This is a genomic window from Huijunlia imazamoxiresistens, assembly GCF_037132455.1.
Classification (GTDB): Bacteria; Bacteroidota; Bacteroidia; order Chitinophagales; family Chitinophagaceae; genus Flavisolibacter; species Flavisolibacter imazamoxiresistens.
This window is the reverse complement of record NZ_JBBBEI010000006.1, coordinates 240,819-262,949: the sequence shown is the minus strand read 5'-3', so window position 1 is coordinate 262,949 and position 22,131 is coordinate 240,819. Positions and strand designations below refer to the sequence as shown.

The 22,131-nt window shown below is 55.6% G+C and carries 13 protein-coding genes; 6 read left to right on the top strand and 7 right to left on the bottom strand.

The features are described from left to right. Window positions 1-123 precede the first annotated feature (123 nt). Complete coding sequence (locus V9K67_RS10135; RefSeq protein ID WP_336722032.1) at window positions 124-1,692, top strand: hypothetical protein; 1,569 nt, start codon at window positions 124-126, stop codon at window positions 1,690-1,692. 34 nt (window positions 1,693-1,726) lie between these two features. After that, window positions 1,727-4,615 carry a glycoside hydrolase family 31 protein gene (locus tag V9K67_RS10130; RefSeq protein ID WP_336722031.1) on the top strand — a complete coding sequence of 963 codons (2,889 nt, stop codon included), beginning with the start codon at window positions 1,727-1,729 and terminating at the stop codon, window positions 4,613-4,615. Between the two features lie 457 nt (window positions 4,616-5,072). On the opposite strand, the gene V9K67_RS10125 is transcribed toward V9K67_RS10130, so the two are convergent. Both V9K67_RS10125 and V9K67_RS10120 read right to left on the bottom strand, forming a co-directional pair. Beyond that, a complete protein-coding gene (locus V9K67_RS10125) occupies window positions 5,073-10,511 on the bottom strand; it encodes a WGR domain-containing protein (protein WP_336722029.1) in 5,439 nt (1,812 codons plus the stop codon). 136 nt (window positions 10,512-10,647) lie between these two features. After that, window positions 10,648-11,862 carry a M48 family metalloprotease gene (locus tag V9K67_RS10120; protein WP_336722027.1) on the bottom strand — a complete coding sequence of 405 codons (1,215 nt, stop codon included), beginning with the start codon at window positions 11,860-11,862 and terminating at the stop codon, window positions 10,648-10,650. Window positions 11,863-12,396: 534 nt separating this feature from the next. Between V9K67_RS10120 and V9K67_RS10115 the strand changes: the two genes are divergently transcribed. Then, the gene (locus tag V9K67_RS10115; protein ID WP_336722024.1) at window positions 12,397-13,311 is read left to right on the top strand and encodes a M23 family metallopeptidase; all 915 of its coding nucleotides are present in this window, start codon (window positions 12,397-12,399) and stop codon (window positions 13,309-13,311) included. 342 nt (window positions 13,312-13,653) lie between these two features. Here V9K67_RS10115 and mnmG read toward each other — a convergent pair whose 3' ends face one another. The 3 genes from mnmG to ybeY all read right to left on the bottom strand — a co-directional run bounded on the left by mnmG (window position 13,654) and on the right by ybeY (window position 16,775). Next, complete coding sequence (mnmG, locus tag V9K67_RS10110; RefSeq protein ID WP_336722022.1) at window positions 13,654-15,516, bottom strand: tRNA uridine-5-carboxymethylaminomethyl(34) synthesis enzyme MnmG; 1,863 nt, start codon at window positions 15,514-15,516, stop codon at window positions 13,654-13,656. A gap of 35 nt (window positions 15,517-15,551) precedes the next feature. After that, window positions 15,552-16,163 (bottom strand): hypothetical protein, encoded by a 612-nt coding sequence (locus tag V9K67_RS10105; RefSeq protein ID WP_336722019.1) that lies wholly within the window; start codon window positions 16,161-16,163, stop codon window positions 15,552-15,554. Between the two features lie 156 nt (window positions 16,164-16,319). Then, window positions 16,320-16,775, bottom strand: a complete 456-nt coding sequence (gene ybeY, locus V9K67_RS10100; RefSeq protein WP_336722018.1) for an rRNA maturation RNase YbeY — start codon at window positions 16,773-16,775, stop codon at window positions 16,320-16,322. 64 nt (window positions 16,776-16,839) lie between these two features. Between ybeY and V9K67_RS10095 the strand changes: the two genes are divergently transcribed. Further along, window positions 16,840-17,073, top strand: coding sequence for a FeoA family protein (locus V9K67_RS10095; RefSeq protein ID WP_336722017.1), 234 nt, complete (start codon window positions 16,840-16,842; stop codon window positions 17,071-17,073). 4 nt (window positions 17,074-17,077) lie between these two features. Then, complete coding sequence (nadD, locus tag V9K67_RS10090) at window positions 17,078-17,659, top strand: nicotinate (nicotinamide) nucleotide adenylyltransferase (protein WP_336722016.1); 582 nt, start codon at window positions 17,078-17,080, stop codon at window positions 17,657-17,659. Here the strand turns inward: nadD and chrA are convergent. Continuing rightward, a complete protein-coding gene (gene chrA, locus V9K67_RS10085) occupies window positions 17,647-18,885 on the bottom strand; it encodes a chromate efflux transporter (RefSeq protein ID WP_336722015.1) in 1,239 nt (412 codons plus the stop codon). The two genes, nadD and chrA, sit on opposite strands and share 13 nt — an antisense overlap. Window positions 18,886-19,270: 385 nt before the next feature. On the opposite strand from chrA, the gene V9K67_RS10080 reads away from it, so the two are divergent. Further along, entirely contained in the window at window positions 19,271-19,705 is a 435-nt protein-coding gene (locus V9K67_RS10080) for a hypothetical protein (RefSeq protein ID WP_336722013.1), read from the top strand. A gap of 87 nt (window positions 19,706-19,792) precedes the next feature. Here the strand turns inward: V9K67_RS10080 and feoB are convergent, their stop codons facing one another. Then, window positions 19,793-21,910 (bottom strand): ferrous iron transport protein B, encoded by a 2,118-nt coding sequence (feoB, locus tag V9K67_RS10075; protein WP_336722011.1) that lies wholly within the window; start codon window positions 21,908-21,910, stop codon window positions 19,793-19,795. Window positions 21,911-22,131 lie beyond the last annotated feature (221 nt).

The following is a 22,131-nucleotide window of genomic DNA, read 5'->3' as shown; positions in this document are numbered from 1 at the left end:
GTTACTCGTTGCAACAGTCCCTTTTCATTTTTTCAGCTGACCGGAATAGGCAAAAGCAAGGAAGGTCCGACCATCCTCCGCCTTTGTGCCTGCCCGGTTTTTATTACCCTAATTAAACCTTCAATGAAAAGATTGCTTCTGTTCGCACAAAAGTGCCTCCTCCCCTGTGTCCTGCTTTCCCTGCAGGCCTGCAGCGTTCACTCCGCCGAAGAAGGCTACCCCGGTAAAGCCTACCTGGAATTTCCCCGAAAATTAAGCGCCGAGACCCCCTACGATGTCGACCTTGCCCTGGACCGGCGGCTGGTAAAGGAAAACAATATCGACGAAGCCCAGCGGCTGTTCGACATCCTCTCCTGGCAGCAATTCATTTCCCTGAACTGGCCCCGCGATGCCCAGGGCCAGCCGCAAAGCAGCATCACCGGCACCGGCGACCGTCTCTGGGAACACTGGAAGGAAAGCTTCGAGATCTTCCTGCCCGACGGCAGCACCCCCAAACCCTGGGGCGCACCCGAAGCCCTGCCTCCCGGCTTTTCCGCCGTTCCCGCCGGCGCCAAGATCCTGTACCGGGCCAGCAAGATGGCCGCCTTCCACGACCGCAGTCGAAACCCCGATGATATCGCCGATGAAATGAACCAGGCCTTTACCGCCCCCATCTGGGACCAGAACGGCAACATGGTACGCTACGAAGTGCGGCTGAACAAGGTCGTTACCGACTACCTGGTAAGCAACGAGCTCTATAACCTCGACGGCCAGATCGCTTTTTCCAAAGCGGGCAAGCAGGTAAGCTTCCCCATCGCCTCCCGGAACCAGGAAGGCATTATGGAAGTAAAGGTGGCCTGGAAGGTGCTGGACCCCGTTAAGGATATAGCCGAGCGCTATTATGCCAAGGACGCCTACGTGGCCAACCCCAACGGTTCCTTCTCCAAAGTAAAGGTGGGCATGATCGGCATGCACATCTCCTCCCGAACCGAGTCGTCGCCCCAGTGGGTATGGGCTACCTTCGAGCACGTCGACAACCTCGAGACCAACCCGCTGAAAACGGTAAACGGCAAAAAGCTCCGTCCTTCCTTTTACGATCCCAACTGTCCCACCTGCCCCGTCAACACCTTCCCGGACACGCCGGCCCAGGTGCTGAAGAACCAGATCCAGCGGGTGTTGCCTATTCCGGCAGCCACCCGGGAGCTGAACCGCCAGGTGCAGGCACTGCTGGCCGAACAGGGTTCGTTCTGGCAGTACTACCAGCTGATCGGTACGCAATGGTCCACCGATCCTTCCTCGGCGCCTTATATTTCCTCCAATACGGATACTTCGGTCTATACCCTGCCGCAGGCCGTCACCAACAAATCGGGCGGCAAGCCGGTACCGGCCTACCTGACCAACATGATCATGGAAACCTATTTCCAGGGTGGCACCACCCCTCCCAACTTCAATATCTACCTGGGCAACGAGCCGGCTTATTTCCAGATCCAGGGCTTTCCCCAGACCGTGGATACGGCCAATACGCTGAAGCAGATCTTCGGCACGGAGAGCTGTGTCGGCTGCCATTTCTCCTCCTCCATTGCCGTACGCGACTCGCTGGTGCTGGATAAGGCCACGGGCAAAAAGACCCGGACCGCGATTTTCGGCAACCCCGGCGCCGGCAACTTCGAATGGCTGATGCAATTAAAAGCCCACTTCAAAACCGCTAAATGACCGCAACCATTTTTTAACCCATACCGCTTTCCTTATGTCCAACTTCAACTTTGTGCAGGTCAACGCCTTCCAGCCCAACGTGAACGGCTGGAACCAGATCAACAAGATCACTTCCTGGGAACAGCCCGACTCCAAGACTATCCTGCTGACCAACAGCGATAGCCGGGTCATCCAGGTTTCCTTCCTGTCACCCTCGGCCTTCCGTGTACGGTTCAATCCCAACCCGTCGCCCGACTACTCCCGCAACGTTTCCTATGCCGTAGTCAACTACTCGCTGGCGACCGTCAAGCCGACCGTAACCGAGCTGACCGGCCAGGGCGACAACTACCACGGCAACACCTTGCTGGTCGATACCGGCGTGCTGCAGGTATACATCGGCCTGGAGCCTTATGGCATTGCCGTGTACAAGGACGGCCAGCTCATTCACCAGGACTGTTATGGCAAGAACATCGTGTACAGCAATTCCGCGGTGGCCAACCTCAAAACCGCCCCTTCGCAGGAACAGTATTTCGGCTTTGGCGAAAAGGCGGGCAACCAGTTGAACAAAAAGTCGTTCACGATGACGTTTTTCAACTACGACAACTTCACCTACAACGACCTTACCTATAGCGGCGGCCAGGTGGTGCCCGCCGGCAACCAGGGCGGTCCCCTCAATCCTTCCGGTCCCCTGTACAACTCCATGCCTTTTGTGCTGGCGGTAGGTACGTCAGGTGCCGGCGGTCCGGTACAGTACAGCTATGGCCTCTTCCTGGACAACGTGTCGCAAACCTATTTCAACATGGGGGCCGACGATTATTCGGATATGGACGGCAAGTACTACTTCGGGGCCTTGTACGGCGAACTGGATTATTACGTGCTGGTAGGAACCGAAAACAGCAGCAGCGCCAACGTGGTGGCCGACGTGCTGAACCAGTACACCGTCCTCACCGGGCGGGCGGCCTTTCCGCCGAAATACGCCTTCGGCTACCAGCAGGGCTGTTATGGTTATTACGATGAAAAGAAGCTGACGGCCGCCGCCCAATCCTTCCGCGATGCGAAGGTGCCCATCGACGGCCTGCACATCGACGTGGACTTTCAGAACAACTACCGCACCTTTACCATCAGCCCCAACAAGTTCCCCAACCCGAAGGAAATGTTCGATGCGCTGCATGCCCAGGGCTTTAAGTGCAGCACCAACATTACCGGCATTATTTCGGGTAACCCCATGGACGAGAACGGCAGCTACGATACCCCCTACCCTACCCGCGACAGCCTGATCAACCTGAATACCCAGGATTGTACCCTGTCCACTTATAAAGCCGATGCACCGGTACAGCCCTTTATTTACAATACACGTTTTCAAAGTGGCGAAGCCTCCGACCTGTTCCTGGCCAACGAAAGCTACGGGGTAAACAACGGCGTCAACATCAACCCGTATAACTACCCTACGCCCAAGTTTCCCCAGGGCAACGAGCAGTTGGGTACCTATGGCTTTTATTGCGATATGGGCCGGCCCGATGTGCAGGACTGGTGGGGCAAGCAATACGACTACCTGCTGCGCCAGGGGCTGGACATGATCTGGCAGGACATGACCGATCCGGCGGTGGTGCCCAACGAGGACAACGACTGCGACGATAAGACGCTGCCGCTCGACCTGATGATGTACGACAAGGTCACCGGCCAGTACCAGCCCAATGCGGCCGTCCACAACACTTTTGCCATTAACCTGATCCAGGCTACCTACAAAGGCATTACAAAGCTGAAGAGCAGCGACAGCTACCAGGGCCTGTACAATTACAAAAAGCGCAACTTCATTATTGCCCGGGGCGGTTATGCGGGTGTGCACCGCTACGCCGGCATCTGGACGGGCGACTCGGCCTCCAGCTGGGACTTCCTGTCCATCAACATCCCGGAAGTGCTGAATGCCGGTCTTTCGGGCCAGCCGGTTTCGGGCTGCGACATCGGCGGCTTTGCCAACGGGCCGGGCAGCGTGAACATAGACATCAACAACCAGTATGCGCAAAATATCACCGATCCCGAACTGTTCACCCGCTGGATGAACTGCGGCGCCTTCCTTCCCTGGTACCGCAACCACTACGATGGCTATACGAAATCCTTCCAGGAACCTTATGCCTACGGCGACCCGGTACTGTCCAATTGCCGCAAGTATATCGAGATCCGCTACAAGCTGATACAGCTGTTCTATGATGCCATGTATGAATGCACCCAGACCGGCATGCCGGTGGCGCGGGCCCTGTTCCTGAACGACCCCGGCGATGCCCAGGTGTTCCAGCACCTCAACGACCAGTTCTTTGTGGGCAAGGACCTGCTGGTAGCCCCGGTGGTGACGCAGGGTACGACGCAGCGTACGGTGTACCTGCCGGCCGGCAGCAACTGGTATGTCTTCGACGACCAGGGGGGTGCATTGGGATCATTTGCTCCCGGCGGCGTTACGTACACCTGGTACGTCCCCCTGGGACTGGTGCCGCTTTACGTGCGGGAAGGGGCCATCCTGCCCCTGCGCCAGCTGGAGCAGTACGTGGGCGAGCTGCCGCAAAACCCCATCAACTTCACCATTTATCCCGGCAAGGACAGCAGCTACCAGTTGTACCAGGATGACGAGGTATCTACCAACTTCCAGGAAAGCGGTGCCTACCGCGTAACGCAAATAACTACCACCACCACCGAAACCGGCAGGCAGATCAGCTTTAACCGCACGGTCGACAAGTATACGCCCAAGGAAAGCTTTTTCTATGTCAGCCTGTTGGGTGCCGAGGGTAAGCCCGGATCGGTGAAGGCAGGTGGTGCTGTGCTGCCCCCCTTAAGCTCCGCTGCTGCCCTGCAGGCTTCGCAGGTCGATGCGTTCTTTTACGACGAGGTGGCTTTCCAGGTAGTGGTAAAAATTTTCGACAACAGCCCCAATATAATTGTGGAAGTAGCCTAAACTATCCCTTTTTGGTTTTTCAGGTTGTGCGGTGCCTTCTGGTACCGCACAACTTTTTTGGGTGTATTTATTCCACGTGGAACGTTTCTTTAAGAAACATAAAAATTTACCTTCTTTTTGAACAGCGTTTTTAATCTAAGAAACCTATTATAAAAAGCCTGCAGGTATGCGTATTAATACGCTATTTTTCTTTAAAATGGTTAAAGCTGCTTGCCGGTTCCCTTATTCGTTTAAACTGGCCGAAGAATTGAAGCAGAAGGTGAGCATGCTTCTATTTTAAGGTTACCGGCAACGGTGACCCACATTTGGAGCTACCGGAAAGACACCAATCGCAGGGAAGTTATAACTGGCTTCCCTGCCTGTTTTTTTAGCCTTTGTAGTTTTATGAAGGGACAAAAAAAGAGGATGCGGTACCTCTCTGCACCCATCCTCTTTCATTACTTATTTCCAGGCAGGCTTACCCCTGCGCTTCCTCGTATCCTTTATGCTGCTTTTCCCGGACCAGTTTGTCCCGCTCCGCTTCGGCCGCTTCGGGGCTGGCAAAGGTCTTTACCTGGGTCTGGCCTTTGGCGCCGATCCTTCCGAACCGGACCACCAGCTTCCGGCCGTCCACCGCCGCCTCCCAGAACTTATGGCTTGTGCCTTCCGAAAAGGTCAGCCGCCGGTATTCCAAAGTATCATACGGGCCTGTTGCCGGCCCTGGAGCGAGGGGTGTCAGGGGCTGCAGCTCCGCGGGTAGAGGTGCCCCAGCAAGAACCGGTAGTGCCGGATGAAACACTTCTGCCGGCTCCTCCTTCAGGCGCTTGCCGATCTCGGCCAATACCCGTTCCGGCTGGTGCAGCCAGTCTTTTACAAAAACCTGCAGGATGCGCCAGCCAAAAGCCTTCAACAGGGCCGGCCGCTGGTAATACTGTTCCAGCAGGTTGTCGTTGGCATAATGACGGTCATCATCTAGCAGGATCCCCAGTGTATAGGCCTCGTCTTCCTTCCGGGCCTTGATGGCCAGCGAACATTTAAAGCCGGACTGACCCACCTCTTCCGCAACTTCGTATCCTTCCTTTTCCAGGGCCTCCTTCAATTGGCGGCGAACAAGAGAAGCATCGGTAGTGCGCTTCGAGTCCTTCTGCAGCACCAGGCTGTCGAGAATGGTGCGGGCCATGGACATGTTACCGGCGCTCACCTGTTCGGCATAGTGCAGAAAACGCTTCAGGTAGTTAGCACCCTCGTTGTACTCGTTGGTTACCTGGTGGTGCTGGATGGTGCTGATGACCGCCATATGTTTCCGGGCCCGGCTGAAAATGACGTTCAGCCGCTTCTCTCCTCCTTTTTTGTTGATGGGGCCAAAATTCATGATCATCTTCCGGCGGGCGTCCGGCCCATAGCAAATGCTCAGGATGATGATGTCGCGTTCATCGCCCTGGATGTTCTCGAGGTTTTTGACGATCAGGCCCACGTACTGGTCGTTTTCCGTACGGCCGTAGGCTTCTTCTAACAATTGCTCGAACTCCTTGTCGCCGGCGGCCAGGCTGTCCAGGGCATCTTCGATCACCCGCTGCTGCTCCTGGCTGAAGGCGACGATACCGATGCTTTCGGGTACTTTCCGAAGGAGCAGCTCCCGGACAAGTCGGGCAATGTAGAGAGCTTCCCCCGCGTTCGACCGTTTTTCATAAACACTTTCGGGCAGGTGGTGGAACGAAATGCTCCGGTCGAACAGGGCGGAAACATGTGGGGCTGCTTTGTCCGCGGCCTTTATGCTGATGTCGGCCTTTTCGGTATGATGCACCACCCGGTCGGGAATGGTCAGCAGGGCAGCTTCGTAAAAGGCGTGGTTGCTGTAGCTGATCAGTGTTTCATAGCGGCTGCGGTAGTGCCAGCCCAGCATCACGCTGTTCAGCTTTCGCGAGCCCTGCACCAGCAGGCTGTCGGCCTCGCTGCTCAGCATTTCTTCTTTGTCCTTTTCCAGGGCTTCCAGGTCGTCGGGATCTTCCGCCCTGGCAGAGAAAAAATTGGAGGGCGGCATTTGTTTGTCATCCCCCACGATTATAGTTTGAGGTGCCCGGTACAGGGCGGGTATGCCTTCTTCCAGGGTGATCTGGCTGGCCTCGTCAAAGATCACTACGTCGAAGTAGGTCGTATCCACCGGAAGGCTGTCGCTGACGCTCAGGGGACTCATCAGCCATACCGGTTTCAGGTCCTTCAGCACCAGCCCGCTTTCCTTGCCTGCCAGCTCGCGGATACTTTTGTACCGCATGCTTTTGCTGAACTCGTTTTCCAGCACCCGGCGGCCTTCGCTGTAGTTTTTCTTGAACAGCCTCTGCTCGGCCGTAAGTCCGCTTAAGGCCATATTACTGATCTCAAGGTGGCTTAAAAAGCGCTGGCGCACCCGTGCCCGGATGCAGGCGGCGTTGACCTGGAGCAGTTCGTCCAGGGACTTCCCCATATGAGCCACCGAGGATTCAAGGGTCCAGCCGTCGGCTTCCCGTAAAAATTTCTTTTCGCTGTAAATGTGCTGCAGCGTTTTGTGGGCCATGGCCGCTTCCAGGCTGCCAGCGGAAAGGGACAGTTGCCGCAATGCTTTTTTTACCGGTGCGGAAGCCTGGGCAAAGCGGCGCAGCAGGGGCAGCAGGTCACGTACCTGCCCGGTATTGGCAGCAATGTTGTCCAGCTCGTCGCCGATCTCCGTCAGTGTTTTCGGGTCATAATCGTACAATAGCTTTTGCAGGCAGCTTTCCAGTTGCCGCAGCAGGGCACCTGCCCGGTACAGGCTGCGCACCAGTTGGTCCGCCTCCGGCTGCTGCAGCAGGAAGTCCACTTCCCGGTCGCCTTTCTTTGCCCGGATCGCTTCGATGCTCGCAAATATGCCTTCGAGGTTGGGCAGGCTGTAGGTGGTCTCCAGGTCCTGGCGGGCTTTAGTCACTGCTGCCCGGAACTCGTATTCGGTTTTCAGGCCTTCCAGCACGGTGCTGTAAGCTGGCCGTACCTGGTGGCGGCTGAAGTCATAGGCTTCGTTCAGCGCCTTTTTCAACCGTCTCCAGGAACCGTTAAAGAAACTGAAGAATGCCTTTTCCTGTTCCCGGGCCAGCGGCAGGGCCTGCAGGGTATCCTGTTCACTGAAGCGCACCTTCCAGCCGCTGTTCTTTTCTTCGGCCTCCCGGGCCTGATGGCTAAGCTCTTTGTACGACCGGTAGGCCCGTTCGAAGGCCTGGGCCTTTGGGTGGCCCGGGAGCGCCAGCTCCAGGTTACCGGTCTCGGCCAGGGGGAACAACAGGGTTGCGTCCTCCACCAGGGCGTTTAGTTGCGGCCATTCTTCCCAGCCTCCTGTTGCATAACCTTCCACCGCAGCCGCCACCTTTGCTAAAAGCCCTTGCCCTTCGGCCACCAGTGCTTGCAGGGTGCCGGCAGGCGTTTCGGACAGGAAGATCTCTTCCCGGACCTTACTGAACGGGTGCTGGCAGAACAGCGGCTCGCTCCCCGATGCTTCCAGCTCTTGGCTAAGCTGCTCCACCAGTTCTCCGAAACGGGTCCACTCGTGGTAGTGCGGCAGCGCTTCTTCTCCAGCCGGTGGCAGCACCACCAGCTGGTCCTTTAAGCCGATCATACGTTCGATGAGCTGTCTTACTTCCAGGCCGGCCTGTTCGGGCCGGGCGGTTTGCGATAGATGGTATTCTTTCAGAAGGGCCAGGTGCGTGCCCACCTGCTGGAGCAGGGTGGCACGCCGGTTTTCCAATGCTTCTACGCCGGGCTGCTGGCGCACGAAGTCCTCGTAGGTAGTCTTCAGGTTTTTGATGAATTCCCGTTTGTCGCCCTGGCTGTCGTGGATATAGCAGCAGAGCTCGTCCAGTCCCTGCTGTTTCAGCCGGTGGTACACCACGTCCAGTGCCGCCCGTTTTTCACAAACGAAGAGGATGCTTTTGCCCCGGGCCACGAAGTCGGCAATGAGGTTGGTAATGGTCTGGCTCTTGCCCGTGCCGGGCGGTCCCTGGATGATATAACTCTCGCCGGTCTGTGCCTGCAGGATAGCTTTGGTTTGGGTAGGGTCGGCGGTAACGACATGGTGCCAGCCATCCACCTTATCCAGGTCGTAGGACTTTGTGTCCCGCTTTCTCGGCTCGTTACTGAAGAGGTGTTCAAATACATTATGGTGAAGCTGGTGGTCCATGACGTGGTTGTAGTCGCGCACCAGGCTCATTTTTTTATAATTAAAATTTCCCAGGACGATGTTGCATACGTCCAGGTCCCAGCTGTAGGGGTTGCTTTCGCTTTCCACCATTTGGAACAGTTGCCGTTCCCGGGCGTCGGTGAGCTGGCCAATCGGTGGTTGAATGTCGTCGTTGACCAGGAACTGCAAAAAGCTGGGCCGGGGTTCGATGCGCTGGCGGAAGATCTCCAGCCCCAGCGGCTTAAAGTGTTCCGGCTGGTAGCTGTAGGCGATATTTTTATAGCTGTCGAGCCCGCCGCTTTTGCGCAGGCGCTTGCGGTAATTACTGACCGTTTGCCGGGCTACGCTGTGCACCAGCTTTATCCGGGGCTTATCAATATAGTTCAGGGCGATACCCTGGTTGGCGCTGTCGATCTGTTCTTTCAGCTTTTGGAAAAATGCCTCCAGGGTAGTTTCGTCCAGATCGATGAAGTCGGGCAGGCGGATGCCGTAGAGCTCACGCAGCGAGTTGGCCACGATGGGGTTCACTTCCGCTTCATTGGCCAGCACCTTCATCAGGTAGTGATCCTCGTGCACCTTTTTATTCTTTTTCAGCTCTACGGGGATCAGGAGCAGCGGGCTTTGGATGCGCTCGTTTTTATCCTCTTTCAGGTTGTGCCAGTTGAGGAAAGCGATCACCAGCTTCAGCTGGCTGAACCCGAATTCGTTGAGGTCGTGCCTTGCTTCCACCCGGATCTTGTCCAGCGAGGCCGTCAGGTAGGGATGGTCTTCGAAGCGTAGGTATTTGTTCAGCACGATTTCCTTCATGTCTTTCACCTTGCCGGCGATTTCGGTGTTCCACGTGAACAGCAGCTCAGGGCGGATGCTTTGGTAGTGCAGCACCACGGGTACGCTGCTCACCGTCAGGTTGACGAAGCGCAGGTTAGGCTTATAGTAAAGCAGGCGGTTCCGGCGGCTGGTATCGAACAGGCGGTTGCGGAGCTTGTTCAGGATAAGGCTGCTTTTGTCGCTGCTCTCCTTCGACTTCCAGCCCACCACTTGGCTCAGGTCGGTTTGTTTTTCCGGGTCAAAGTCGCGGTAGTTTTCCAGCCGCTGGATCACTTCGTACAGGTCCTGGTTCCGCTTACTGCGGTCAAGCTCCGTCATTTCCGTAATCAGGGTGCTGAGGGTAGGGTGGATTTTGGAGTTGTATCCTACCGGTTTAGTGCGGTAGGATACAAAGAGTTTCAGGTCGTCCTCATCGTACAGGTCGAGGCCGAGGGCCATGCCGGCCAGCACCAGGCCCAGGCAGAAGATGTCGGTCTGGTCGTCGTGGTGGCCCAGGACCAGTTCGTAGCAGCCATAGCCCGGCAGGTAGACCGGACGGGAAATGGTGGCCGAAGGATGGAACTGCAGCTGCAGGTCTTCCAGGCTGGAACTACCCTCGTCCACGTCCGTATCCAGCTTGAGGCTGCCAACGATCTCGAACCGGCCGGAGGAGCTTTTGTTCGGGAAGAGCGCCTGGAGAGCGGCGGATGCATGGGCGGGCTGGTGGGCCTTATTCTCGTCAATATCCAGGCGGCCTTCGGTTAGAAAGAGGGCGTCTTCCTGCTCAAAGGGGGCCACCCGGCCTTCCTCATGAAAGCTGAGCACCTCCTTGAATAGGGGCAATACAAAGGCAATTACATCATCGGTGGTATAAGTGCCCTGCTCAAAGGCAGAGGCCAGGAATTGCCGGAAAGCTATTTTAGGGGTCATCGGGTTTTTGTTGTAAGGGTGAGGCATGGAATTTCGGATGTCGGATTTCGGAACCCTTCAAAGGAGAAAGACTCTTTCACCTATCGAGGGGATCCTCTCGCCCGAGGCGAGACGAAATCCCAAATCCGAAATTGAATCAGTCCTGGTATACCTGTTCGGCGGTGCTTTCTTTTACTTCGTAGTAGGCGGCCAGGGACTTTTGTTTGTGTTGCTGGAGTTTTTTATCGCTGAACTTGAATTCTTTTTGGACCACGGTTTCGAAGGCTTCTTTCAGTTGGAGGTCTTCGGCGAACTGGAAAGCCCAGCCAAAAGGCACGGTTTCCAGGCTGGGGTCGGCCAGTACAAAGTCGAGCAGCAGGTAGGCCAGGTATTCCCGGACGCTGGCGTGCCCCTCCCCTACCCTGCCGGCCAGGTCGTTGGTGAGCACGGCCTCGTCCTTTAGTGCAAAGTCGGGAAAGAACTGGCGGGCAGTGCCGAGCACCCTTACGGTTCGGAACCAGCGGGGCTTTAAGAAAAGCTGCAGAACCTGCCGGGTCAGGGCCGTCAGTTCCTCCTGGCGGAAGATGTCCAGCTGGTCCAGGTCGGCGGTACCTTCGATTATTTTAGTGATCAGGGGCAGGGACGCTTCGCCCTGGTCCTGCCAGAGCTGGACGGCCCTAGCACGGATAAAGTTTTCGGGGTGGGTTACAGTGGCTGCCTTCAGGTGGGCGTCGGCGGAGAAGATCTCTTCGGCCTGCTTCCGGTAGCTGTCGGCGCTTACCTGGTCCAGGCCCGTGGACAGCTTTACCAGGGAAGTAATGACCGGGTCGGGAGCGCCGACAACCGCCAGGGCGCCGCGGTCGCAGAAGATCTCGGTATACAGGCGGAAAAGGCGGGCCGTTTCTACATACGCGGGTTCGCTGCTGTAGTTGTTGGCGATGGCAGTAATGATGCGGTCGGCTATTTCCAGTTCACCGCCCTGCAGGGTGTACAGGAGCACATGGGACAGCTCGTGGGCGATCACCGCCAGCAGTTCTTCTTCATTGAGGAGCTGGGTAACCTGGCCGCTGAAGACGATATGGGCTTCGCCGTCGAGGTAGGCAATGGTGGCATTGGTTTCTTCGGTAAACTGGGCCTGGTACACCCATACGGCCAAGTGGTCCAGCCGAAGGGCCTTCCTGGCTTTTTCTACCTTTTCATAAATATGTTGGTCGGTAGCCGGGTTGAACTTATAGGTATTTTTCAGCAGCCCGGTTTTGAACTGTTGCAGTTGTTCGGTTTTGGCGGTTGCGCCCGCAAAGAAGTTCCAGGTTTTTTCCTGTTGTTTAAAGTGAAGGCATACACTGCGATGGTACGGGAGAGCCTGGGTCATGGTGGCGATAAGTTTGAACGGGATAAAAAAGGGTTCCTTGCTATAAATTTAGGACAACTTGAGCTTGGCTCAGGGGTTTTGCCCTTCTTCCCTACCGGTTTCCTACACTATTTTTCTGCCGGCTATGGCTTAGCTTTTGCCTCCTTCTGCAGCATGAGGTGGCTTTATTTTCTGGTTCTCGGTGGATTTTTTTGGAGTTGTACGGAAGGGACCTCCGGGCTATCGGGGCGAAAAAACCGGCACGAGGCATATGGCGAACGGCTAAAAAATGCCGGGCTCCAGGAGACCGTTATGGGAAGGCTGTGGTTCGAGGCTGCAGCAAAGGCGCTTGCGTTACCACAGCCGGTTGCCCTGCCGTATGCCGAAGCGGGCTATTTTCCGGCTGACCGTCCAAGGGCAGCCGGCCTTTCCTTTTCTGCCCGCCAGGGTGCCAAATTGATATTTCACGTGGAACGTTACCCGCCGGAACATTTTCGATTGTTTGTAGACCTTTGGGAAGTAGCGCCAAACGGGGATACTTTCCTGGTCACTTCTATGGATACCGGGCAGGTGCGTTTTGAGCATGAAGTGGACGAAGCGGCCACCTTTGTGTTGCGACTCCAGCCCGAATTGCTGGCAGCCGGCGACTATTCGCTCCGCATTTCTGTAGGTCCTTCCCTGGGCTCACCGGTGGCGGGGGGCAAGGGAAGGGTGGGCAGTGTCTGGGGCGATGCCCGCGATGCCGGGGGAAGGCGGCACGAAGGCGTGGACCTGTTTGCGCCCTTCCGCACACCGGTGGTGGCGGCCGCCGACGGGCGCATTACCCGGGTGAATGAAAATAACCTGGGCGGCAAGGTGGTCTGGATGAAACCTAAGGGACGCTCCGTTTCCCTTTACTATGCCCACCTCGACGAGCAGTTGGCCACTGCCGGCCAGAAGGTCCGGGCCGGTGATACCATCGGGCTGGTCGGCAATACGGGCAATGCCCGCACTACGCCCCCGCATTTGCATTTCGGAATTTATGGTCTTGACGGCGCCATCGACCCCCTGCCTTTTATCGATCCCCGGATTAAGGAGCCGGATAAAATTGCGGTCGTACCGGTCCACCTGAAAGATACCTTGCGGCTCATCCGGCCCGAACGGATCCCGGTGGCGGACAGCATGGTGCTGGTTCCGCAAAATACCCTGCTTTACCCGCTGGCCTTTTCCTCCAAAACCTTCCGGGCTGTCCTGCCTGATGGCCGAACGATCCAGTTGCCCATCCGTTCGGGAGCATCGGCCCGGGCGGTTTTACAGCAGCGAAAGCTCCGGGCCGAAAGCTTCCTGTACGAAAATCCCGGTAGGGCTTCCGCCCGGAAAAGGAAGCTATCTCGGGGCACAGCCGTTGGGGTGCTTGGCTATTTTGGCGCCTTTGCCTTCGTTGGTGCCGGGGACGAAAAAGGATGGATACCAGAGGAGGTATTGCACTAACCCCTCCCCTACCCCGCCATTAGAAGATAAATTTAATTGATGTGGTTTTACTGGCGCTCAGGCCCAACGGGCCATAATATCCCAGCACAGGGCGCTGCCCTGTGTAAGCAATGTTTCTCGAGCACAGCCCTGAAAGGGCGTAATACCTTCAAAGGAATGCAGCAGACCTTAGGTCCATCAGGATATTACGCCCTTACAGGGCTTAGAAGAACTTTCTGCATGAAAACACAGGGCTGCGCCCTGTGCTGGGATATTGCGGCCCGTTAGGCCTGATGAGCCTCCCTTCACCAATAAAAAAATCCCGGCGGGTGCCGGGATTTATACTGTAAATTTTATTCTTTCTTATCGACCCATGTAGACCATCAGGATCTGCACGTCGCTGGGGTTAATGCCTGAGATACGGCTGGCCTGGCCCAGGGTCTGGGGCTTGATACGGTTCAGCTTTTCCCGGGCTTCGATACCCAGGGCCTGGATTTTTTTGTAGTCGAAGTTTTCCGGGATGGCCAGGTCTTCCATCTGGCGCATGCGGGCCACCAGTTCCTTTTCCTTGTCGATATAGGTCTGGTACTTCGTTTGGATCTCGGCCTGTTCCAGGGATTCCTTGTCAAATATTTTGAGGGTTTCCGCCAGGCGGGGTACGCCGGTCATTAGGTCGGGCAGGGAAATATTGGGACGCAGCAGCAGCTTTTCCACCCGTTGCTTTTCGGTAATGGGCGAGCTGTTCAGGCTTTCCAGGGTCTCGTTGATCTCCGAAGGTTCCAGGGCAATCCCTTTCAGTTCCTCTCTGATCTCCTCGACATTCCGCTTCTTGGTCAGCACCCGGTCCATCCGTTCCTGGGAGGCGAGGCCCATGCGGTAGCTCAGCTCGGTCAGGCGCAGGTCGGCATTGTCCTGGCGCAGCAGGGTGCGGAACTCGGCCCGGGAGGTAAACATCCGGTAGGGTTCCTGGGTACCCTTGCTGATCAGGTCGTCGATCAGTACGCCGATATAAGCATCGCTCCTTTTCAGGATAAAGGGTTTTTCACCCCGCACCTTCAGGTGGGCGTTGATGCCGGCCATGATTCCCTGGCAAGCCGCTTCTTCATAGCCGGTAGTGCCGTTGATCTGCCCGGCGAAGAACAGGTTCTCCACCTGCTTCGTCTCCAGGTTGTAGGCCAGCTGTGTTGGCGGGAAGAAGTCGTATTCGATGGCGTAACCCGGGCGGAAGAATTTTACGTTCTCAAAACCCTTTACTTTCCGCAGGGCTTCGTACTGCACCTCTTCGGGCAGCGAGGTCGAAAAGCCGTTGACATAGATCTCCACGGTATTCCATCCTTCCGGTTCCACGAACAGCTGGTGGCGGTCGCGTTCGGCAAAGCGGTTGATCTTGTCCTCAATGCTGGGGCAGTAGCGGGGGCCAACTCCTTCGATTCGGCCGGCGTACATGGGACTACGGTCGAAGCCGGTTTTCAGGATGTCGTGAACTTCTTCGCTGGTATAGGTGACCCAGCAGCTCAATTGCCGGGTAGGCTTTTTGGTATCGAGATAGGAGAAGCCGGAGATCTCGTCGTCGCCGGGCTGCTCTTCCATCTTGCTGTAGTCGAGCGAGCGGCTGTCTACGCGGGGGGGCGTACCGGTTTTCAGGCGGTCGCTTTCCAGGCCCAGGGACACCAGTTGCTCGGTAATGCCTTCGGCAGCTTTCTCGGCTACCCGGCCGCCGCCGAAGCGTTTTTCGCCAATATGGATGACGCCGTTAAGGAACGTACCGTTGGTGAGGACCACGGCTTTGGCTTTTATGTGGTGGCCCAGCCCGGTGATGACGCCGACGGCCTTGCCTTTTTCGATGATGAGGCCTTTTACCATGTCCTGGTAAAAGTCGAGGTTATTGGTATGCTCCAGCATTTCGCGCCATTTCTGGGCAAACAGCATCCGGTCGTTTTGCGCCCGGGGGCTCCACATGGCGGGGCCTTTGGAGCGGTTGAGCATACGGAACTGCAGCATGGACGCGTCGGAAACGATGCCGGAATAACCGCCGAGGGCATCGACTTCGCGAACGATCTGTCCTTTGGCGATACCGCCCATGGCCGGGTTACAGCTCATCTGGGCAATGGTTTGCAGGTTCATCGTGACGAGCAGCGTTTTTGAACCCATGTTGGCGGCAGCAGCGGCGGCTTCACAGCCCGCATGCCCGGCGCCAACGACTATAATATCGTATTCGGGAAACATTCGGCAAAACTACTTTATTGGTAAGGAAAGGCCCTTTAACTGAACTTTTTTATAAATTCTTTTTCAAAGGTAATATCGGCGATATCGGTACCGGTGTTCAGCCGGTCGAAGTCGTAGGAAGTAAAAGTGACCAGGAGATCGATATGGCTCTTCTGGCGGCGGATAAAGTCTTCGAGTCGTTCATTGCCGCCAACCTGCTCTTCTTCGATCTGCTCAATTTTTTCCATCATCCGGCGGCAGACCTCGTAGCCGGTTTTGCGGTACAGGTCTTCGAAATAGGCTTTGGCGGCCAGGGGGGTGATTCGGTTTCTTTTTCCTTCGGCGTTTACCAGGGCGACGCGGATATTGGTGAAGTTCCAGCAGAGCCTTAAGTCGGCTTCGTCTTCAAAATCAAAGTGGGCAATGGGAACGACATGGTCGAACTGCCAGGCATCGGAAAAATTTTCCCAGGAGCATTCTTCATCGAATTGCTGTTCGATCCATTCGCGGAAGGAGGCAATGTCGAGTCCAAAGTAAGGGGCGTAAAAGGAGGATTTGTTTTTTTCCAGCACGTACCTGCGAAGGGCGATCTGCCATTTTCGTTTTTCGCGGAATTTCAGCAGGGTCTCGGTCACTTCCGTCTGCGGGGTCCATCGTTTCCGGTTCATCGGGCAAAGGTAAGTTGAAATGTTTCTTTTAGAAACCGTGTTACGTGGAACTAATGGGGTTGACTGCTGTTTCTTTGGACTGCCCGGCTTCAAAGAAAGCCCGGCCTTGTTTTACAGGGCCGGGCAATTATGTATAGGATAAAACGGGATGTTCCTTTATGAAACAGTGTCCCGTGGAACACGGAAGTATTCCAAATAGTAATCCTCTTTCGCCCGCATCTTTTTTTCTTCTTTTTCCGTTTTGTCTTTATAGCCACACAAATGCAGGGCGCCGTGGAAGATCACCCGTAGCAATTCCCTGGTAAAGGTGGCGCCGAACTTTTGGGCGTTGTCCTTGACTCGGTCGATGCTGATGTAAACATCCGACACCAGGGGCTGTCCTTTTTCCGAAAGCTCGAAAGTGATGATGTCGGTAAAGGTGTCGTGGTTCAGGTACTGCTGGTTCACCTCCAGCAGGTACGCATCCGAGCAAAAAATATAGTTGATGGTTTCAATGGTCTTGCCTTCCAGGGAGGCCAGCTCCCGCACAAACTCCTTTACCCGGCCGCGGTGGGGGAAATAAAAATAACCGTACAGGTGGTGAAAAAACACCGTTTCATTGCTTTGTTCCATGATTTTCAAAAATCGTAAACCCTTTTGATACAGTTTGCAATAGATTTGGCTTTAATTGAAAATTATGAGATTATCTGAACTCAAACCCGGCCAACGAGCGGTGATCAAAAGCTTCGCCTCCCCCGACCTGGAACTGAAGCTGATGGAAATGGGTTGCATCCCCGGAGAAGTGGTGGTGGTGGAACAGGTGGCGCCCCTGGGCGATCCCATCTCCATTCGCGTGGCTGGCTATGCCCTCAGCCTCCGCCTCAACGAAGCCCACCAGATTATTTTAGAACGGCAAAAGGGAACCAAATAACCGCATGCAGATCGGACTCTACTTCGGATCGTTTAACCCCATTCATATCGGGCACCTGATCATTGCCAACCACGTACTCAACGCCACCAACGTCGACAAGGTCTGGTTCGTGGTGTCGCCCCAGAACCCGTTCAAGGAATCGGCCAGCCTGCTCAACGAATACGACCGCCTGCACCTGGTGCGCAAGGCTGTCGAAGGCGACGACCGCCTGCGGGCCGTGGACATCGAGTTCACCCTGCCCAAACCTTCCTATACTTCGGTGACCCTGGCCTACCTGCGCGAAAAATACCCCGACCACCAGTTCTCGGTGATCATGGGCGGCGACAGCTTCCAGAACCTTAAAAAATGGAAAAACTACGAGGCCATCCTTTCGGCCTCCCGCATCCTGGTATATTCCCGCCCGGGCTTTGACATCCAGACGGACCTGCCCGGCGATATCCAGGTGCTGGACGCACCCCTGCTGGAAATTTCCGCCACAGGGATACGCCGCTTAATCAAGGAGCATAAGTCCATTAAATACCTCGTGCCCGAAGTGGTGGAGGCAGAAATAAAAAGCCAGCGCTATTACCTGGCTCATAAAAAGTAGCCCAGGAGCAGGCAGGCCAGCACCAGGAAAGGTGAAGCCACACGGGTAAACTGCAGGATGAGGAAAGCCGCCAGGATGATCCCAATATTCAGGACGCTTTCCACCCGCGCCTCCATCAGTGAAATGTCCTTCATAATGTAAAAAGTGGCCGCGATCATGATCCCCACTACGGCCGCATTGATGCCCTCCAGCGAGCGGTAGATCACCGCGTACTTCTTCAGGTTGTGCCAGATAGGATAAAAAAACAGCACCAGCAAGAAGCTGGGCAGGAAGATGGCGATGGTGCCGATCAGGCAACCAAAGGCTTGCATATACGGCCCGTCGTTTTTTAACGCCATGCCCCCGGTAAACGAAGCAATGGAAAAGACCGGTCCCGGCACAGCCCGCACCACGCCCATGCCGGTGATCATGTCTTCCTTGTCGATCTGGATAGGGTTCGGGTTTTTGTGTTTCACATCGGCCGGCCGTACGCAAAACTGTTCGTACATCATCGGCATCAGCACGTTGCCCCCGCCGAATACCAGGCTGCCCATGCGGTAAACGTTTTCAAACAGGTTAATGGGTTTGCGCTCGGGCCAGTTGTAGTGCCGGGCCGATTCACTGGTCAGACCCGCCACCAGGAAGATGGTGGCGAACAGCCAGATGTTGCGCCATTTGATCTTTTTGGGCTTCGTTTCCTTTTGCGGAATACGCCGGGTGCTGATGTTGGTCACCAGCCCGCTCAGCACGATCAGGAGCGGGAAGATCCAGGGCTTTTTGAACAGCAGGAAGGTGGTGAGGGCGCAGACCAGCATGACGCCCCACGTAATCGTATTGCGGATCGAGATCTTAAAGGAAGCCGTGGTCGCATAGGCCAGGAACCCGACCGCCAGCGCGGGAATGAACTGGAAGAGGTCCTGCCGGACGGTTTTGCCGCTGAGCTGTTCCAGCAGGAACGAAAAGGCGCCCATGATCAGGCAGGCCGGCAAAATCCAGACAATGAGGGTGAGGATGGCCAGCGAAACACCGCCTCTCTTGTAGCCGATCAGGGCAACGGTCTGCGTGGAAGAAGCGCCGGGAAGCAGGTTACAGAAAGCATTATATTCCAGCAGCTCCTCCTCGGTGACGTAAGGGGTACGGTGAACAAAATTTTTCATCATCATGGCAATGTGGGCCTGGGGACCTCCGAATGCCGTGACGCTATATAAAAAGACGCTTTTTAAGAACGGAATATGCCGGATAATCATAACAGGTTAAAAGTAGAAAAAACCATCCAATGCAATCAGGAGCAAAGTCAATACGGGAGAATTAATCACCTTTTTTGAAACGATTATGCCGGCCGGGGCGCCCGGAAGCCTTTGCCTTTTATAGTTTATTCATGCCTGTTATGCATGTGGCACACCTCTTGTAAAATTTGGAGCCCCGGTGCTGCAACGGCTCTATACCGGAAGCGGCATGGGGCGGGCAACGCCCTTTCGCTTATGGGTACCTGTTTATCCGCGGCGGCCCTTTTAAGGGAATCACCTTGTCTTTCGGGGTTTCTTTGGAAAATTCCGGCAATCCGGTTTATTTTTGTTTTTCTTGTAAGATAGGTGGGTGGTGCAGCCTGTTGTACGCTTTAAATACCCTTTTATGAATATAACAAAATGGCGCGCTCTCTTTTTTACGACCATCAACTCCGTGTATTATTCAGATACGTCCTGGATCAATGTACACGACCTGCCGAAAGGCGACTTCCCGGTGCTGCACCTGCTGGAAGACCTTTCCACCCTGGAGGTGCTGCTCCTGGCCTGGTTGATCATTACCCGGAATGATAATGAACTGGGGGGCAGCGAACAAACGTTCTCTTTCCTGGTAGATGTTTTTGACAAACTGGTATTTACGCCCGATGAATTCGAAGCCTCCCTGGGCCTGCTGATGCAGAATGGCTGGGTGCAAAGCTTCGTCGACGCCTCCCGCGCTATTTATTATAAAGCCGATTTCCTGCGCCTGCAGGGTGCGGGCCTGCTCACCTCCCTCTGGGACCTGGGCGAACTGGGGCTCTACAAAAACCTCAGCAGCAATTAAAAAATTGCCTTCTGTTATAAGATCATAAAGGGTTGCCGGGCTTGTTCCCGGCTTTTTCGTTTTTAGGCTCCTCCCCCACCCTAACTATTAGCGGAACAACTGGTAGGCCAGCAGGCTCATGAAATAGGCCAGGGCCGTCATGTATGCCAGCTGGATAGCCGGCCACTTCCAGCTTTTGGTTTCACGACGGGTAACGGCCAGCGTACTCATGCACTGCATGGCAAACACGTAAAAGATCATCAGCGACAGGGCTGTGGCAAACGTAAACAGGGGGCTGCCGTCTTCTCTTTTGGCCGCCTTCATCTTATCTCGCAGCAGCATGCCGTCCTCGTCATCCCCAACACTGTACAGGGTAGCCATAGTGCCGACGAACACCTCGCGGGCGGCAAAGGAGGTCACCAGCGAAATGCCGATGCGCCAGTCGAAGCCCAGGGGGGCAATGGCGGGTTCCAGGGTTTTGCCGATCATGCCGGCATACGAGTTCTCCAGCTTGGCGGACTGGTAGGTCTGCTGCAGCGAGTCCTTGGGCGCTGCACCGGTAGCCCGGGCATCGGCGTATTGCTGTTCCACCAGGTCCATACGGTTGCCGGGGCCGAAAGAGCTCAGGCCCCAAAGCACCAGGCTGATGACCATAATGATCTTGCCGGCATCCACTACGAAGATCTTTGCCTTGTTGATCATGGTATGGATCACGTTCTTCCAGCGGGGCGCCCGGTAGATGGGCAGCTCCAGGATAAAGAAGCTGCGGTCCTTGAGGTGGATGAACCAGCGGGCGATAAAAGATACCAGCATGGCCATGGCCAGTCCCAGCAGGTAGAGCCCCATCATGGTCAGCCCCTGCAGGTTGATGAAGCCGAGAACATACGTATTGGGAATGACCAGGCTGATCAATATGGTATAAACCGGCAGGCGGGCCGAGCAGCTCATCAGGGGGGTGACCAGGATGGTCAGCAGCCGCTCCTTGCGGTTTTCAATATTGCGGGCCGACATGATCGCCGGTACGGCGCAGGCAAAACCGCTGATCAGCGGCATCACGCTTTTGCCGTTCAACCCTACGGCACGCATCAGCCGGTCGGTCAGGAACGAGATGCGGGCCATGTAGCCGGTATCCTCCAGCAGAGTGATCAGCGCAAAGAGGATCATGATCTGCGGGACGAAAATAAAGATGCCGCTCAGGCCGGCCACTACCCCGTTGACCAGCAGGTCGCTGAACCAGGTCTCGGGCAGGGCGTTCGATACCCAGCTGCTAAAAGCGGAAAAGCCCTGCTCGATCCAGTCCATCGGGAATTGCGCCAGCCAAAAAACCGACTGGAACAGGAAGAACAGGACCGCCAGCAGGATCAGGTAACCCCAGCGGCGGTGTAATAATATATTGTCGAGCTTGTCGGTAAATAAGGTTTGCTCCAGCGGGTCGGGTTCCGAAACCGCCACCTGCATGAGGTGCTTGATGCGGCCGTAGCGTTGTAGGATCTCGGAAGCCTGGGTTTTGGTATGGTTGAAGCCGTGCTGTTCCTCGATGCGTTCGATGCTTTGCTGGGTCGGTTCATCCAAGTCGAAGCCCTCGTGGTTGATCAGCAGGTGGATGGCGCCGTAATCGCTGACGGCCGGCATGAGTTTTTTGAGGTCTTCCACCGGCTGGTGTGCCAGGGCCTTGTTGTCGATAAAGTCACGGGCCGGCACATGATACAGGTTCAGGGCCGTTTGTTCAATAGCTTTTTTCAGCTGGGGGATGCCCTTCTGCTTGCGGGGGTTAATGGCCACCACGGGCACGCCCAGTTCCCGCTCCAGCTCCATCAGGTCGATCCTGATGCCTTTTTGCCGGGCTAGGTCGAACATGGACAGGGCGATGACCACGGGCTTTTTGATATCAATGATCTGGGTACAGAACAGCAGGTTGCGCTTCAGGTTGCTGGCATCCACTACCACTACGAAGACATCGGCCGAGATATCCTTGTCCTGCCCGAGCAGCACCCGGTAGCTCACCCATTCGTCCAGACGCTTGGGATAGAGGCTGTAGGTGCCGGGAAGGTCAATGATGTGCCCGGTTATAGATTCTGAAATTTCCGTCGTGCCGGTTTTTTTGTCCACGGTCACGCCGGGGAAATTTCCTACCTGCTGGTTCAGGCCGGTCAGGCAGTTGAATAAAGAGGTTTTCCCGCAATTGGGATTACCGACCAGGGCTATATTGATTGTTTGAGAACTCACGGTGATAATGGTGGCCGCAAAATTACCGCGCTTTAAGCCCAGCCTTTTACGAAATCGGAAGTTTTACAAAACTTTCGGACACAAAATAGTTTACGCGTTTACACGTTTCCGGGTTTACGAGTGGTGCCTGCGGTGGAAAACGGGGATAAATAGTGAATAGAAGTTTTCTTTTTTATATCTGCCAATGCTTTAAATTAGGGAAAGAGTTACGGGCATACGCA